At 68.3% G+C, this 14,266-nt stretch carries 13 protein-coding genes; 12 read left to right on the top strand and 1 reads right to left on the bottom strand.

Annotated elements, in window-relative coordinates:
* Positions 1–7 precede the first annotated feature (7 nt).
* The 12 genes from ACTCB7_RS15950 to tal all read left to right on the top strand — a co-directional run bounded on the left by ACTCB7_RS15950 (position 8) and on the right by tal (position 13,196).
* Positions 8–964 carry a sugar-binding transcriptional regulator gene (locus ACTCB7_RS15950; RefSeq protein ID WP_163650399.1) on the top strand — a complete coding sequence of 319 codons (957 nt, stop codon included), beginning with the start codon at positions 8–10 and terminating at the stop codon, positions 962–964.
* Between the two features lie 154 nt (positions 965–1,118).
* Positions 1,119–2,429 (top strand): ABC transporter substrate-binding protein, encoded by a 1,311-nt coding sequence (locus ACTCB7_RS15945; RefSeq protein ID WP_463007471.1) that lies wholly within the window; start codon positions 1,119–1,121, stop codon positions 2,427–2,429.
* Positions 2,430–2,555: 126 nt separating this feature from the next.
* Entirely contained in the window at positions 2,556–3,407 is an 852-nt protein-coding gene (locus ACTCB7_RS15940) for a carbohydrate ABC transporter permease (protein WP_463007470.1), read from the top strand.
* An 8-nt stretch (positions 3,408–3,415) separates the two neighbouring features.
* Positions 3,416–4,237 carry a carbohydrate ABC transporter permease gene (locus ACTCB7_RS15935; RefSeq protein ID WP_163650402.1) on the top strand — a complete coding sequence of 274 codons (822 nt, stop codon included), beginning with the start codon at positions 3,416–3,418 and terminating at the stop codon, positions 4,235–4,237.
* 10 nt (positions 4,238–4,247) lie between these two features.
* Positions 4,248–5,393 carry an ABC transporter ATP-binding protein gene (locus tag ACTCB7_RS15930; protein ID WP_463007469.1) on the top strand — a complete coding sequence of 382 codons (1,146 nt, stop codon included), beginning with the start codon at positions 4,248–4,250 and terminating at the stop codon, positions 5,391–5,393.
* Positions 5,394–5,403: 10 nt separating this feature from the next.
* On the top strand, positions 5,404–6,078 hold the full coding sequence (locus ACTCB7_RS15925; RefSeq protein ID WP_463007468.1) for an HAD family hydrolase: 675 nt from the start codon (positions 5,404–5,406) through the stop codon (positions 6,076–6,078).
* A 27-nt stretch (positions 6,079–6,105) separates the two neighbouring features.
* On the top strand, positions 6,106–6,894 hold the full coding sequence (locus tag ACTCB7_RS15920) for an L-iditol 2-dehydrogenase (protein ID WP_463007467.1): 789 nt from the start codon (positions 6,106–6,108) through the stop codon (positions 6,892–6,894).
* A gap of 2 nt (positions 6,895–6,896) precedes the next feature.
* Positions 6,897–7,520, top strand: coding sequence for a nucleoside triphosphate hydrolase (locus tag ACTCB7_RS15915; protein WP_463007466.1), 624 nt, complete (start codon positions 6,897–6,899; stop codon positions 7,518–7,520).
* A 76-nt stretch (positions 7,521–7,596) separates the two neighbouring features.
* Entirely contained in the window at positions 7,597–9,081 is a 1,485-nt protein-coding gene (locus ACTCB7_RS15910; RefSeq protein WP_463007465.1) for a mannitol dehydrogenase family protein, read from the top strand.
* Positions 9,082–9,209: 128 nt separating this feature from the next.
* A complete protein-coding gene (locus ACTCB7_RS15905) occupies positions 9,210–10,682 on the top strand; it encodes a mannitol dehydrogenase family protein (protein ID WP_463007464.1) in 1,473 nt (490 codons plus the stop codon).
* Between the two features lie 22 nt (positions 10,683–10,704).
* Positions 10,705–12,201 carry a xylulokinase gene (gene xylB, locus ACTCB7_RS15900; RefSeq protein ID WP_463007463.1) on the top strand — a complete coding sequence of 499 codons (1,497 nt, stop codon included), beginning with the start codon at positions 10,705–10,707 and terminating at the stop codon, positions 12,199–12,201.
* Positions 12,202–12,242: 41 nt separating this feature from the next.
* Complete coding sequence (gene tal, locus ACTCB7_RS15895) at positions 12,243–13,196, top strand: transaldolase (RefSeq protein ID WP_463007462.1); 954 nt, start codon at positions 12,243–12,245, stop codon at positions 13,194–13,196.
* Between the two features lie 42 nt (positions 13,197–13,238).
* Here the strand turns inward: tal and ACTCB7_RS15890 are convergent, their stop codons facing one another.
* Entirely contained in the window at positions 13,239–14,231 is a 993-nt protein-coding gene (locus tag ACTCB7_RS15890) for an LLM class flavin-dependent oxidoreductase (protein ID WP_463007461.1), read from the bottom strand.
* Positions 14,232–14,266 lie beyond the last annotated feature (35 nt).

Raw genomic sequence — 14,266 nt, 5'->3', positions numbered from 1 at the left:
CTGCAGCATGGACAAGTACGAACGCAAGCTCGACCAGGCGGCGCGCGCCGCCTGGCTCTCCTACGTGGGCGGACGCACCCAGGACGAGATCGCCGGCCAGCTGGGCGTGTCGCGCCCCGGCGTGCAGCGCCTGCTGGCGCTGGCGCGTCAGGAAGGGCTGGTCAAGGTGCACATCGACCACCCGCTGGCCAACTGCATGGCCATGAGTGAAGCGCTGGTGTCGCGGTTCGGTCTGGCCTTCTGCGACGTGGTGCCCGCCGACCCCGAGCATCACGACGACAGCGCGGCCTTCCTCGCCCTGGCCGGTGCCGAGCGGCTGTCGCGTTACATCGATCGCGACCAGCCGTTGACCCTGTCGCTGGGCACCGGGCGGGTGGTGCGTGCCACGGTCGAGGCGCTCAGCCGCCTCGAGCGCCCGCAGCACCGCTTCGTCTCGCTGGTGGGCAACGTCGCCCGCGACGGCTCGGCCAACCGCTACGACGGCGTCATGGTGCTCGCCGACAAGACCGGCGCCGAGCGCTTCCTGCTGCCGGCGCCGGTGGTCGCCGCCTCGGTGACCGAGAAGGAGGCGCTGCTCGCCCAGCACCTGGTCCAGGCGGTGAGTGCGGTGGCCATGCAGGCGGAGGCCGGCTTCATCGGCATCGGTCGCATCGATCCGCAGGCCACGCTCTTTCAGGACCACTTCATCAGCGCGGCGGAACTGACCGAGCTGCTGGAGGCGGGGGCGGTGGGCGAGCTGCTGGGCTGGCCGATGGACGCCCGCGGCGAACTGATCGACTGTCCGATCACCCGACGGATCACCAGCCTGCCGCTGGAGCGGCTCGCCGGGCAGACGCTGGTCGGGCTGGCCGGCGGGCGCGACAAGGGGCCGGCGATTCTCGCCGCGTTGCGCGGCGGCTGGCTGCAGGGCCTGGTCACCGACGAGGCGGCGGCGCGCTACATTCTCGAGCAGGGGGAGCCGTGACGCCGCGGCCGACGAGCGCGGCCTCGTCGGGCGACGTGCGGCCAAAGTCTAAGGGCGGCGGTTTGCTTTTTTTGGGGTCGTAAATGATCATTTGAAAGGTCATTGAGTAGATTGATCAAAAACAAGCCCAACAATCTCCTCCAAGGAGCGCGACATGCGGTTACAGCACGCCATCATTCCGCTGGCGGGAGCCATGGCCCTGGCTTCCGTCTCCGCCAATGCCGAGACCATCACCGTGGCCACGGTCAACAACAACGACATGATCATCATGCAGGGGCTGACCGACGAGTTCGAGAAGGCCCACCCGGACATCAAGCTCGACTGGGTGGTGCTCGAGGAAAACGTCCTGCGTCAGCGCCTGACCACCGACATCGCCACCGACGGCGGCCAGTTCGATGTCATGACCATCGGCACCTACGAGGTCCCGATCTGGGCCAAGCAGGGCTGGCTGACCCAGCTCGACAACCTGCCCGAGGACTACGACAAGGCCGACATCCTCAAGCCGATCCGCGACGGCCTGAGCCATGACGGCTCGCTCTACGCGCTGCCGTTCTACGGCGAGAGCTCGATGATGTACTACCGCAAGGACCTGTTCGACAAGGCCGGCATCGAGGTCCCCGAGCAGCCGACCTGGGACGAGGTGCACGACTGGGCGAGCAAGGTCAACGACCCCGACAACGGTGTCTACGGCATCTGCCTGCGCGGCAAGCCGGGCTGGGGCGAGAACATGGCCTTCCTGTCGACGCTGGTGAATACCTACGGCGGGCGCTGGTTCGACGAGGACTGGCATCCCGAGATCGACTCGCCGGCCTGGCACAAGGCGGTCAACTTCTACGTCGACCTCATGAACAACTACGGCCCGCCGGGGGCGACCTCCAACGGCTTCAACGAGAACCAGGCGCTGTTCTCCAGCGGCAAGTGCGGCATGTGGGTCGACGCCACCTCCGCCGCGGGGCGCATCTACAACCCCGACGAATCCAAGGTCGCCGACGAGCTGGGCTTCGCCCCGGCGCCGATCGCCGAGACGCCCAAGGGCTCGCACTGGCTGTGGTCGTGGGCGCTGGCGATTCCCAAATCGTCCCACGCCAAGGACGCCGCGCAGACCTTCATCACCTGGGCGACTTCCAAGGACTACGTGAAGCTGGTGGGCGAGAAGAAGGGCTGGACCAGCGTGCCGCCGGGCACCCGTGAATCCACATATCAGAACGCCAATTACCAGAAGGCGGCGCCCTTCGCCGACTTCGTGCTCAAGGCGATCCAGACCGCCGATCCCACCGATCCGAGCGCCAAGCCGGTGCCCTACACCGGGGTGCAGTATGCCGACATTCCCGAGTTCCAGGCCATCGGCACCCAGGTCGGCCAGATGATCGCCGCCGCCCTGGCCGGGCAGCGCAGCGTCGATCAGGCCCTGAGCGCCGCCCAGCGTGCCGCCGATCGCACCATGCGCCAGGCCGGCTACTACTGATCAGGCAAATGCACGGCCTGCGTGCCGTGTCCTTGGCCGGGGCCCGCCCCCGGCCCCTTTCCCCAGTCACGTTTTCAGATGGGTTCAGCCATGCGCGATAGAGCTTCCGGCCGCACCGTCGGAGGGATGCGTACGCTCTTCCTCCAGGCGCCCGCGGTGTCCATGCTGCTGCTGTGGATGCTGGTACCGCTGGGCATGACCCTGTGGTTCTCCTTCCAGCGCTACAACCTTCTCAACCCGATGATTTCCGGCTTCGCCGGACTCGACAACTACACCTACCTGCTCACCGACCCGGCGCTGTGGACGGCGATGGGCAACACCCTGCTGCTGGTCGGCTGGGTGCTGGCGATCACCGTGGTCGGCGGCACGCTGCTGGCGGTGCTCTTCCAGCAGGAATTCTTCGGCCGCGGCATCGCCCGGCTGCTGGTGATCGCGCCGTTCTTCGTCATGCCCACGGTCAGCGCGCTGATCTGGAAGAACATGATGATGCACCCGGTCAACGGGGTACTGGCCTGGCTGTTCAACCTGTTCGGCTTCCACGCCGTCGACTGGTTCTCGTCGCTGCCGCTGACCTCGATCGTGATCATCGTCTCCTGGGAGTGGCTGCCGTTCGCGCTGCTGATCCTGCTTACCGCCATCCAGTCGCTGGACGACGACCAGGTCGAGGCGGCGCGCATGGACGGTGCCGGGCCCATCGCGATCTTCTGGTTCATCACCCTGCCGCACCTCAAGCGGGCGATCAGCGTGGTGATCATGATCGAGATGATCTTCCTGCTGACCATCTTCGCCGAGATCTTCGTCACCACCTCGGGCGGCCCCGGGCTGGCCTCGACCAACCTGGCCTACCTGATCTACATCCGCGCGCTGCTCGACTTCGACGTGGGCGGCGCCTCGGCCGGCGGCGTGATCGCCATCATCCTGGCCAACATCGTGGCGATCTTCCTGGTCCGCACCGTGGCCAAGAATCTCGAGACCTGAGGTGGACCATGAATCAGACACTCTCCAAGAAACTCGTGCTCACGCTGCTGGCCTGGTTCATCGCGCTGGTGGTGTTCTTCCCGATCTTCTGGATGATCCTCACCAGCTTCAAGACCGAGGGCGAGGCGGTGGCCACGCCGCCCAGCCTGTTCTTCGACCCGACCCTGGCCGGCTATCACGAGGTCATGGCCCGCGCCGACTACGTCAAGTTCGCCCTCAACAGCGTGATCGTCTCGGTCGGCTCGACGCTGCTGGCCTTGCTGGTGGCGGTCCCGGCGGCCTACTCGATGGCCTTCCTGCCCACGCCGCGCACCCGCGGCACCCTGCTGTGGATGCTGTCCACCAAGATGCTGCCGCCGGTCGGGGTGCTGATGCCGATCTACCTGATCTTCCGCGATCTGGGGCTGCTCGACAGCCTGACCGGGCTGACCATCGTCTACATGCTGATGAACCTGCCGATCGTGGTGTGGATGCTCTACACCTTCTTCAAGGACGTGCCCAGGGACATCCTCGAGGCGGGCCGCATGGACGGTGCCGGCACCCTGCAGGAGGTCCTCTACCTGCTGATGCCGCTGACCCTGCCGGGCATCGCCTCCACCGGGTTGCTGTCGGTGATCCTGAGCTGGAACGAGGCGTTCTGGAGTCTCAACCTCACCACCTCCGACGCCGCCCCGCTGACCGCCTTCATCGCCTCGTTCTCGAGCCCCGAGGGGCTGTTCTGGGCCAAGCTCTCCGCCGCCTCGACGATGGCCATCGCGCCGATCCTGATCCTGGGGTGGATGACCCAGAAACAGATGGTTCGCGGCCTGACCTTCGGCGCCGTCAAATAAGGAATTCACCATGGCAACGCTCGAACTCAACAACATCGTCAAGGAATTCGGTGACACCCAGGTCATCAAGGGGATCGACCTGGAGGTCAAGGACCGGGAATTCGTGGTCTTCGTCGGGCCCTCCGGCTGTGGCAAGTCGACCCTGCTGCGCATGATCGCCGGGCTGGAGAGTGCCTCCAGCGGCGACATCAAGGTCGACGGCCAGCGCATCAACGAGGTCGGCCCGGCCGAGCGCGGCCTGGCGATGGTCTTCCAGAGCTATGCGCTCTACCCGCACATGACCGTCGAGGACAACATGGGCTTCAGCCTGCGCCTGGCCGGCGTGCCCAGGGCCGAGCGTCGCCAGAAGGTGCTCGAGGCGGCGCGCATCCTGCAGCTCGAGAACCTCCTCGACCGCAAGCCCAAGGCCCTGTCCGGCGGCCAGCGCCAGCGCGTGGCGATCGGCCGGGCGATCGTCCGCAACCCCAGCATCTTCCTGTTCGACGAGCCGCTCTCCAATCTCGACGCCGCACTGCGCGTGCAGATGCGCATCGAGCTGGCGCGCCTGCACGACGAACTCGACGCCACCATGATCTACGTCACCCACGACCAGATCGAGGCGATGACCATGGCCGACAAGATCGTCGTGCTGCAGGGCGGGGTGGTCGAGCAGGTCGGCTCGCCGATGGAGCTCTACCACCACCCGCGCAATCGCTTCGTGGCCGGCTTCATCGGCTCGCCGAAGATGAACTTCGTCGATGTCGAGGTGCTCGATGCCAATGCCGAGGGCGTCTCGGTGCGCCTGCCCGGCGGCGGCGAGTGCCGGGTACCGGTCGACGGCGGTGACTGCCGGCCCGGCGATACCCTGACCCTGGGCATCCGCCCGGAGCACCTGACCCTCGACGATCAGGGGCCGCTGAGCGGCAAGATCGTGGTGATCGAACGCCTGGGCGGGGTGACCTCCCTGTACCTGGACACCGAGGGCGGCGAGTGGATCCTGATGGCCGACGGCGACGTGAGCCATCGCGTCCACGATGCGGTGCGCTTCGGCTTCGAGCCCGGCCGCGCGCACCTGTTCGCGGAAGACGGCCTGGCGCTGGCGAGCCTCGAGCGTCATCCGCTGGTCAACGTCGAGCGCAAGGAGAACCGTGCCTCGACCTCCGGCGACGACCACTGAGGAGACGCCCGTGGACCTGCTGATCTTCGACTGCGACGGCGTGCTGGTCGACAGCGAGGCGATCGCCGAGGGCGTGCTGCGCGAACGCCTCGCCGCCTGGCTGCCCGACCTCGCCGCCGAGCACGAGCTGCGCCGTGCGCTGGGCATGACCACGGCGGCGATCCTCGAGCACCTGGAAGGGCTCAGCGCCCACGCCCTGCCCGCCGATGCCCTGGCACGCATCGACGCGGCGATCGAGGCCCGCCTCGCCGAGGAGCTCGAGGCCATGGCCGGGGTCGCCGAGGCCATCGATGCCCTCGACCTGCCGCTGGCGATCGTCTCCAACAGCAGCCGGCGGCGGGTACTCGCTTCGCTCGCCAACACCGGGCTGGATGCCCGGCTGGGCCAGGCGCCGCTGTTCACCGCCGAGCAGGTGGCGCACCCCAAGCCGGCGCCGGACGTCTATCTGCTGGCGGCGCGCAGCCTCGCCGTCGCCCCCGGCGACTGCCTGGTGGTCGAGGACAGTATCTCGGGGGCGCGGGCGGCCCGGGCCGCGGGCATGACGGTCATCGGCTTCACCGGCGCCAGCCACATCGAGGACGGCCACGCCGAGCGGCTGCGCGAGGCCGGCGCCCGGGACGTGCTCGCGCACATGACGCAACTCGGCGACTGCGTCGCCCGCTGGCGGCAGCAGCGCCGTGGGTGACGACGCCATCATCGACAAGGACATTTCATGAAACTCGACAAGCGTACGGCAGTGGTGACGGGCGGGGCCCGCGGCATCGGCCTGGCCATCGTCACCCGCTATCTGGACGAGGGTGCCCGCGTGGCGATCGCCGACATCGATCGTGCCGCCGCCGAACGGGCGGTGGCCGAGCTCAAGGCTGCCCGCGGCAGCGACGCCCCGGTGATGGCGGTGGCGCTCGACGTCTGCGACGCGGCCTCGCGTGAGGCGATGATCGCCGCCGTCGAGGCGACGCTCGGCCCCATCGACATCCTGGTCAACAACGCCGCGGTGTTCGACATGGCGCCGGTGCTGGAGGTCAGCGAGGCCAGCTACGACAAGCAGTTCGGGGTCAACGTCAAGGGCACCTTCTTCACCCTGCAGGCGGTGGCGGCGCGCATGGTCGCGCGCGGCGAAGGCGGCAAGATCATCAACATGGCCTCGCAGGCCGGGCGGCGCGGCGAGGCGCTGGTCAGCATGTACTGCGCCTCCAAGGCGGCGGTGATCAGCCTGACCCAGTCCTGCGGGCTCGACCTGATCAAGCACCGCATCAACGTCAACGGCATCGCTCCCGGGGTGGTCGACACGCCGATGTGGGACGAGGTCGATGCGCTGTTCGCCCGCTACGAGGGCCGCCCGCCGGGCGAGAAGAAGCGTCTGGTCGGCGAGGCGGTGCCCTACGGCCGCATGGGCCGTCCCGAGGATCACGCCGGCGCCGCGGTATTCCTGGCCAGCGACGACAGCGACTATGTCGTCGCCCAGACCCTCAACGTCGATGGCGGCAACTGGATGAGCTGACAATGAATCCGAATATCCAAGACATGGCGGCGCATCTGCTCGACATGGCCGCCGACAGCGAACGCTTCATCGTTGCGCTGGCCGGGCCGCCCGCCGCTGGCAAGTCGCTTCTCTCGGAGTGGCTGTGCCGCGAGATCAACGAGCGACGGTCAGGCATCGCCGCGGTGGTGCCCATGGATGGCTATCACTTCGACAATGCGGTGCTGGAACGCCAGGACATGGTGTCCATCAAGGGCGCGCCGGAGACCTTCGATGTCGACGGCCTGCATCAGGACCTGATGCGTATCCGGCGCGCGGACAAGCGTGTCGCCGTGCCGGTGTTCGATCGTCCCCTCGACCTGGCGCGTGCCGGCGGACGCTTGATCACCCTCGAGCACCGCATCGTCATCGTCGAGGGCAACTACCTGCTGCTCGAGCGCGACCCCTGGCGCGAGCTGCATCCGCTGTTCGATATGACGCTGTTTCTGGACGTGGCCGACGAGGTGCTCGAGGCGCGCCTGATCCAGCGTTGGCTGGATATGGGCCAGGATCGCCAGGCCGCCTTCGCCAAGGCCTGTCAAAAGGACATGCTCAATGCGCGGCTGATCAAGGCCGAGTCGATAGAGCCCGACCGTCGCTGGAGCTAGGGCGGCCGCCGACAGCGCCCGCCTCGGCCCCTGTTCACTCATTCTCGATTGCCGCTTGCGGCAAGGAGTGCCTCTCATGCCCACTCTCAGCAATGCCGCCCTGGATCGTCTCGATCCGCAGGTGGCCGTGCCCGCCTACGACCGGCGTCGGGTGACGCCGGGCATCGTCCACTTCGGCGTGGGCGGCTTCCACCGCGCCCACCAGGCGATGTACCTGGACGAACTGATGAATCGCGGCGAGGCGCTCGACTGGGGCATCGTCGGCGTCGGCGTGATGCCCGGCGACACGCGCATGCGCGATGCCCTGGCCGCGCAGGATTACCTTTATACCCTGGTGGTCAAGCACCCCGACGGCCGTTACGAGCCGCGGGTGATCGGCTCGATCGTCGATTATCTCTACGCGCCCGACGACCGCGAGGCGGTGATCGAGCGCATGGCCGACCCGGCGACGCGCATCGTCTCGCTGACCGTCACCGAGGGCGGCTACAACTTCCATCACGTCACCGGCGACTACGATCTGAGCCAGCCCGACGTCGCCCACGATCTCGCCGAGCCCGACACCCCGCACACGCCGTTCGGGCTGGTGGTCGCCGCCCTGCGCCGGCGTCGCGAGCGCGGCATCGCACCGTTCACGGTGATGTCCTGCGACAACATCCAGGGCAACGGCGACGTTGCCCGCAAGATGTTCACCGCCCATGCCCGGGCACTCGACCCCGAACTGGGCGCCTGGCTCGAGGCCGAGGTGAGTTTCCCCAACGCCATGGTCGATCGCATCACCCCGGTGACCACGGCCGACGACATCGCCGCGCTGAGTGAACGCTTCGGTGTCGACGACCGCTGGCCGGTGGTCTGCGAGCCGTTCACCCAGTGGGTGCTCGAGGATCATTTCCCGCAGGGCCGCCCGCCGCTCGAGCGGGTCGGCGTGCAGATGGTCGACGACGTGATTCCCTACGAGCTGATGAAGCTGCGCCTGCTCAACGCCAGTCACCAGGCGCTGGCCTACTTCGGCTATCTGGCCGGTTACCGTTACGCCCACGAGGTCTGCCGGGACCCGCTGTTCGTCCAGTTCCTGCTCGACTACATGACCCGCGAGGCCACGCCCACCCTCGCGCCGGTGCCGGGCGTCGATCTTGACGCCTACCGCCAGACGCTGATCGAGCGCTTCGCCAACCCCGAGATCCGCGACACCCTGGCGCGGCTGTGCGCCGAGAGTTCCGACCGGATTCCCAAGTGGCTGCTGCCGGTGATCCGCGAGCAGCTCGCGCGCGGCGGCGAGTTCCATCGCAGCGCTGCGGTGGTGGCGAGCTGGGCGCGCTACGCCGAGGGCGTCGACGAGCAGGGCGAGCCGATCGAGGTGGTCGACCGGCTCAGGGATGAACTGATGGCGCTGGCCGGGCGCAATCGCGAGGCGCCCGCGGCCTTCATCGAGAACCGCCGGCTGTTCGGCGACCTGGCCGACGACGAGCGCTTCCGCGCGGCCTATCTCGAGGTTTTGGCGAGCCTGCACGCCAAGGGCGCGCGGGCCACCCTGGAGGCATGCCTCGCCGAGCGGCTGGGCTGATCGCAGGCCCGCTCCCGGGAGCGGCGCCCGGGCCGGGGGCATCATCACGGGAAGGCAAGGCGATGCTAAAGTGTATCGGTCGACGGGGCTTGCAAGGGGCGCCAGCCTGAAAGGACCGGGAGAAGTGAGTGGGTGAGGCACTGACGCAGAAGTCGCTGGCCGCTGTCCGGCACCGGGTGGCGGTGCCGGCCTATGATCGTCGCGGGCTGCGTCCGGGGATCCTCCATGTCGGGCTGGGCAACTTTCACCGTTCGCACATGGCGACCTACCTGGATCGCCTCTTCGCCCAGGGCGAAGCCCATGACTGGGCGATCGTCGGCTCCGGGGTGATGCCGGCGGATGTCCGGATGCGCAGGCGCTTGCGCCAGCAGGACTGGCTCTCCACCGTGGTCGATCTCGGGCCGGGGGCGGTGTCCGCCCGGGTGGTGGGCGCCATGGTCGACTTCGTTCCCGTCGTGTCGACGGCCATCGTCGAGGCACTGGCCGACCCGCGTGTGCGTATCGTCTCCCTGACCATCACCGAAGGGGGCTACTTTCTCGATGCGGCCACCGGCCGATTCGATGCCAACCATCCCCGAATCCGGGCCGACGCGGCCGCCCCGGCGCGTCCCCGGACCGTCTTCGGCATGATGGTCAAGGCGCTGGCCGAGCGTCGGGCGAAGGGCCTGCCCCCCTTTACCGTGCTGTCCTGCGACAACCTCCCCGGCAATGGTGACGTGACGCGCCGGACGGTCGTCGGCCTGGCCGAGCTCATCGACGATGACCTGGCCGGCTGGATCCGGCGGGAGGCGACCTTCCCCAACTCGATGGTCGACTGCATCACGCCCCCCACCACCGCCCGCGAGCGTGAACTGGTCAGCCGTCGTTTCGGCATCGAGGATGCCGCTCCGGTGGTGTGCGAGCCCTTCCGGCAGTGGGTGGTCGAGGACCGATTCTGTGCCGGTCGTCCGCCGCTGGAGAGGGTGGGCGTCGAGTTCGTCGACGACGTGGCGGCCTACGAGACGATGAAGTTGCGAATCCTCAACGCGGGCCATGCCAGCATCGCCTATGCGTCGGCCCTGCTGGGGTACCAGCACGTGCATCGCGCCATGGCCGACCCGGACATTCGCGACTGGCTGCTCGCGCTGCAGCAGCGGGAGATCATGCCCGCCCTGGAGGAAATCGAGGGTGTCGCCTACCCGGCGTACCTGGCGCGGATCGTCGAGCGCTTCGGCAACGCCGAGATTGGCGATACCGTGTCGCGGCTGTGTGCCAACGGTTCGACGCGGCAGCCGAAGTTCATCCTGCCCGCGATCAGAGATGCGCTGGGCCGTGGTTTCCCCGTCGGCGGGCTGGCGCTCGAGCTGGCACTCTGGTGTTGTTATTGCCGGGTGGCCGGCGGGTCGACAGGGGTAGCGGCGCTCTCCGACCCCCTGTCGGCACGCCTGATGGCGGGGGCACGGGAATCCGTTCGCGAGCCTCGCGCCTTTCTGGCGATCCGCGAGGTTTTCAACGATCTGGCCGAGTCGCGGCCATTCCTGGGCGCTTTTGCCAAGTGGCTCGATATCATCGACGCCCAGGGCGTTCGTGCCGCCATCAGGCGCTATGTTGCTGAAGAATGAGCAAAACCGTGGGAGAGTAGGCATGTATGTTGGCGTGGATTGCGGTACCCAGAGCACCAAGGTGGTGATCGTCGACGTCGAGCGAGGCACCATCGTCGGCGAGGGCAGCCGTGCCCACCGGCTGATCGAGGGCGAGGGCGGGCGTCGCGAGCAGACCGTCGACGACTGGCTCGAGGCGCTGCGCGGCGCCTTCGCCGAGGCGGTGGCCGCGGCGAATATCGACGCCCGGGCCATTCGCGCCATCGGCGTCTCCGGCCAGCAGCATGGCATGGTCGCGCTGGACGCCGAGGGCGAGCCGGTGTACCCGGCCAAGCTGTGGTGCGATACCGAGACGGCGTTGCACAACGAGGCGTTGATCGAGGCGCTGGGCGGGCCCCGGGGCTGCATCGACAGGCTGGGCCTGCTGCTGCAGACCGGCTATACCGCTTCAAAGGTGGCCTGGCTGCGCGAGCAGCATCCCGAGGCCTATCGGCGTATCGATGCGCTGCTGCTGCCCCACGACTACCTCAACTTCTGGCTCACCGGCGAGCGGGTCACCGAATGCGGCGACGCCTCGGGCACCGGGTACTTCGATACCCGGGCACGTTGCTGGCGCCACGACGTGTTCGCGGCCATCGCGCCGGAACTCGACCCCGAGCATGTGCTGCCGCGGCTGGTCGAGTCCCATGAGGCGGTGGGCCGGGTGCGTCCCTCGGTGGCCCGAGAGCTGGGGCTCGCCGACGACGTGCTGGTCGCCAGCGGCGGCGGCGACAACATGATGGCGGCGATCGGTACCGGCAATATCGCCCCCGGGCTGGTGACGCTGAGCCTGGGCACCTCGGGGACGGTATGCGCCTACGCCGAGGCGCCGGTGATCGACGACGACGGCCTGGTCGCCAACTTCTGCGCCAGCAGTGGCGGCTGGCTGCCGCTGGTGTGCACCATGAACGTGACCTCGGCGACCACGCGGGTGCGCGAGCTGTTCGGTCTCGACGTCGCCGCCTTCGGCGAGAAGGTGGCCGCGGCGCCGGTGGGGGCCGACGGGGTCATGGTGCTGCCGTTCTTCAACGGGGAACGGGTACCGGCCCTGCCGCACGCTACCGCCAGCTTCCTGGGGATGACCAGCCTCAACACCACCGCCGCCAACCTGTGCCGGGCAGTGGTCGAGGGCGCCACCTTCGGCATGCGCTACGGCCTCGAGCTGCTCGGCCCGCTGGCCGCAGAGGCCAGCCAGGTGCGGCTGGTCGGTGGCGGCGCAAAGAGTGCTGTATGGCGGCAGATCGTCGCCGACGTGCTGGGCGTGGAAGTGATCTGCCCGACGCTCACCGAGGCTGCGGCGCTGGGCGCGGCGATCCAGGCCGCCTGGTGCGAGTCCGCCGCGCGCGGCTCGGGCGAGTCGCTGGCCACACTCTGCGAGCGGCTGGTGAGTCTCGACGCGCAGACGCGAACGTATCCCCAAGCCGAGGCCCAGGCACGATATGATGGGCTCTATCACCGCTACCGGCAGGCGCTGCAGAGGCACCATGCCGTGGCGCCGTGATCGCGGATGAATTCATTGAACGACAGTCAGGACGACAAGCCATGAACCAACTCGACGCGCTGAAACGTCTCTCCCTGGTGGTTGCCGATACCGGTGATCTGGAGGCCATTCGCCGTTATCAGCCCCATGATGCCACCACCAACCCGTCGCTGATTCTCAAGGCCTTCGATCTGCCCGGCCATCAGGCGCTGATCGACGAGACGCTGGCGCAGGTGAAGCAGGAAGTCGCCGATGCCGAGACGCGCATCGAGCAGGCCGTGGACCGGCTGTCGGTGGCGATCGGCAGCGAGATCGCCGGCATCGTGCCCGGTCGCGTCTCCACCGAGGTACCGGCGCGGCTGTCCTTCGATCGCGAAGCGAGCATCGCCAAGGCGCACCGGCTGATCGAGCTCTACGAGCGTCACGGCGTGGGCCGCGAGCGCATCCTGATCAAGCTGGCCTCGACCTGGGAAGGTATCCGCGCCGCCGAGGTGCTCGAGAAGGAAGGGATCCAGTGCAATTTGACCCTGCTGTTCTCGGAAGCTCAGGCGCAGGCCTGCTTCGACGCCGGCGTGTACCTGATCTCGCCGTTCGTCGGCCGGGTCACCGACTGGTACAAGAAGGAGACCGGCGAGGACTACACGCCGGAGACCGACCCCGGTGTGCGTTTCGTGCGCGGCGTGTGCGACACCGCCAGCCGCTATGGCTACGCCACCGTGGTGATGGGCGCGAGCTTCCGCAACACGGGGCAGGTACTGGCGCTGGCCGGCTGCAACCGCCTGACCATTTCTCCGGCGCTGCTCGAGGAACTGGCCTCGAGCGACGGCGAGGTCGAGCGCAAGGTCAGCGATATCGGCGACAGGACCGAGCGCCTGACGCCGCTCACCGAGGCACAGTTCCGCTGGGGCCACAACCAGGACGCCATGGCCAACGACAAGCTGGCCGAGGGTATCCGCCGCTTCGCCGATGACCAGCGCAAGCTCGAAGGCCTGATCGCCGAGCGCCTCGAGGGCTGAATGATGGCATCGCCGGCCCCGCCAGGGCCGGCGCTTTGCGGGTTACCGACGCAGCTCGCCGACGATCTCGAAGGAGCGTTGCCGATCCTCGGGGTCGTAGACATCGGTGACCAGCATCAGCTCATCGGCCTGCGTCTGCTCCAGAATCGTGTCCAGCCCCTGGCGGACGCTCTCCGGGCCGCCCACCACGGCGGCGCCCAGGTTCTGCATCACCGCGGCCCGCTCGCGGGGCGTCCAGTCGAGGCTCTCCACCGGCGGGGCCGAGCGCAGGCTGCGCCCGCGAATCAGGTTGAGAAACTTCTGCTGGGCCGTGGTCGCCAGATACGCGGCGTGGGCGTCATTGTCGGCGGCGATCAGCGGCAGGCCGACCATGGCGTAGGGCGCGTCGAGCACCGCCGAGGGCTGGAACTGGCTGCGATACAGCTGCAGCGCCTCGAGCAGGTAGCCGGGGGCGAAGTGCGAGGCGAAGGCGAAGGGCAGGCCCAGCCGGGCGGCCAGCTGGGCGCTGAAGCCGCTCGAACCGAGAAGCCAGAGGGGCACGTGGGTGCCCTGGCCGGGGACCGCCCGGATGCGCTGATTCGGGGCCGGGTCGTCGAGGTAGCCACGCAGCTCCTCGAGGCGGTCGGGGAAGTCGTTGACGCCGGCGTAGGGGTCGCGGCGCAGCGCCGCCATGGTCGCGCCGTCGGAGCCCGGGGCGCGGCCCAGGCCCAGGTCAATGCGTCCGGGGTAGAGGGTCTCGAGGGTGCCGAACTGCTCGGCGATCACCAGCGGCGGGTGATTGGGCAGCATGATGCCGCCGGCACCGACGCGAATCCGCGAGGTGGCACCGGCGATGTGGCCGATCAGCACGCTGGTCGCGGCACTGGCGATGCCGTCCATGTTGTGATGCTCGGCCAGCCAGTAGCGAGTGAAGCCCAGCGCCTCGACCTGGCGGGCCAGGTCAACACTGGCGGCGAAGGTCTCGGCGATGCTGGCATTCTGGCGGATCGGCGCCAGGTCGAGCACGGACAGCGGGGTGGAAGCGAGTCGGGACATGCGGAACCTCGGTGGAGCGATCGGGTGAGTCGTTA

The sequence above is a fragment of the Modicisalibacter sp. genome, from assembly GCF_055145905.1.
Note: the sequence above shows the minus strand (reverse complement) of the source record. Positions and strands in the feature narration are given on the sequence as shown.

Excerpts from the sequence above, each read along its gene's own strand:
- ACTCB7_RS15950 (WP_163650399.1), top strand. The coding sequence starts at position 8 with ATGGACAAGTACGAACGCAAGCTCGACCAGGCGGCGCGCGCCGCCTGG.
- ACTCB7_RS15945 (WP_463007471.1), top strand. The coding sequence starts at position 1,119 with ATGCGGTTACAGCACGCCATCATTCCGCTGGCGGGAGCCATGGCCCTG.
- ACTCB7_RS15940 (WP_463007470.1), top strand. The coding sequence starts at position 2,556 with ATGCGTACGCTCTTCCTCCAGGCGCCCGCGGTGTCCATGCTGCTGCTG.
- ACTCB7_RS15935 (WP_163650402.1), top strand. The coding sequence starts at position 3,416 with ATGAATCAGACACTCTCCAAGAAACTCGTGCTCACGCTGCTGGCCTGG.
- ACTCB7_RS15930 (WP_463007469.1), top strand. The coding sequence starts at position 4,248 with ATGGCAACGCTCGAACTCAACAACATCGTCAAGGAATTCGGTGACACC.
- ACTCB7_RS15920 (WP_463007467.1), top strand. The coding sequence starts at position 6,106 with ATGAAACTCGACAAGCGTACGGCAGTGGTGACGGGCGGGGCCCGCGGC.
- ACTCB7_RS15915 (WP_463007466.1), top strand. The coding sequence starts at position 6,897 with ATGAATCCGAATATCCAAGACATGGCGGCGCATCTGCTCGACATGGCC.
- ACTCB7_RS15910 (WP_463007465.1), top strand. The coding sequence starts at position 7,597 with ATGCCCACTCTCAGCAATGCCGCCCTGGATCGTCTCGATCCGCAGGTG.
- xylB (WP_463007463.1), top strand. The coding sequence starts at position 10,705 with ATGTATGTTGGCGTGGATTGCGGTACCCAGAGCACCAAGGTGGTGATC.
- tal (WP_463007462.1), top strand. The coding sequence starts at position 12,243 with ATGAACCAACTCGACGCGCTGAAACGTCTCTCCCTGGTGGTTGCCGAT.
- ACTCB7_RS15890 (WP_463007461.1), bottom strand. The coding sequence starts at position 14,231 with ATGTCCCGACTCGCTTCCACCCCGCTGTCCGTGCTCGACCTGGCGCCG.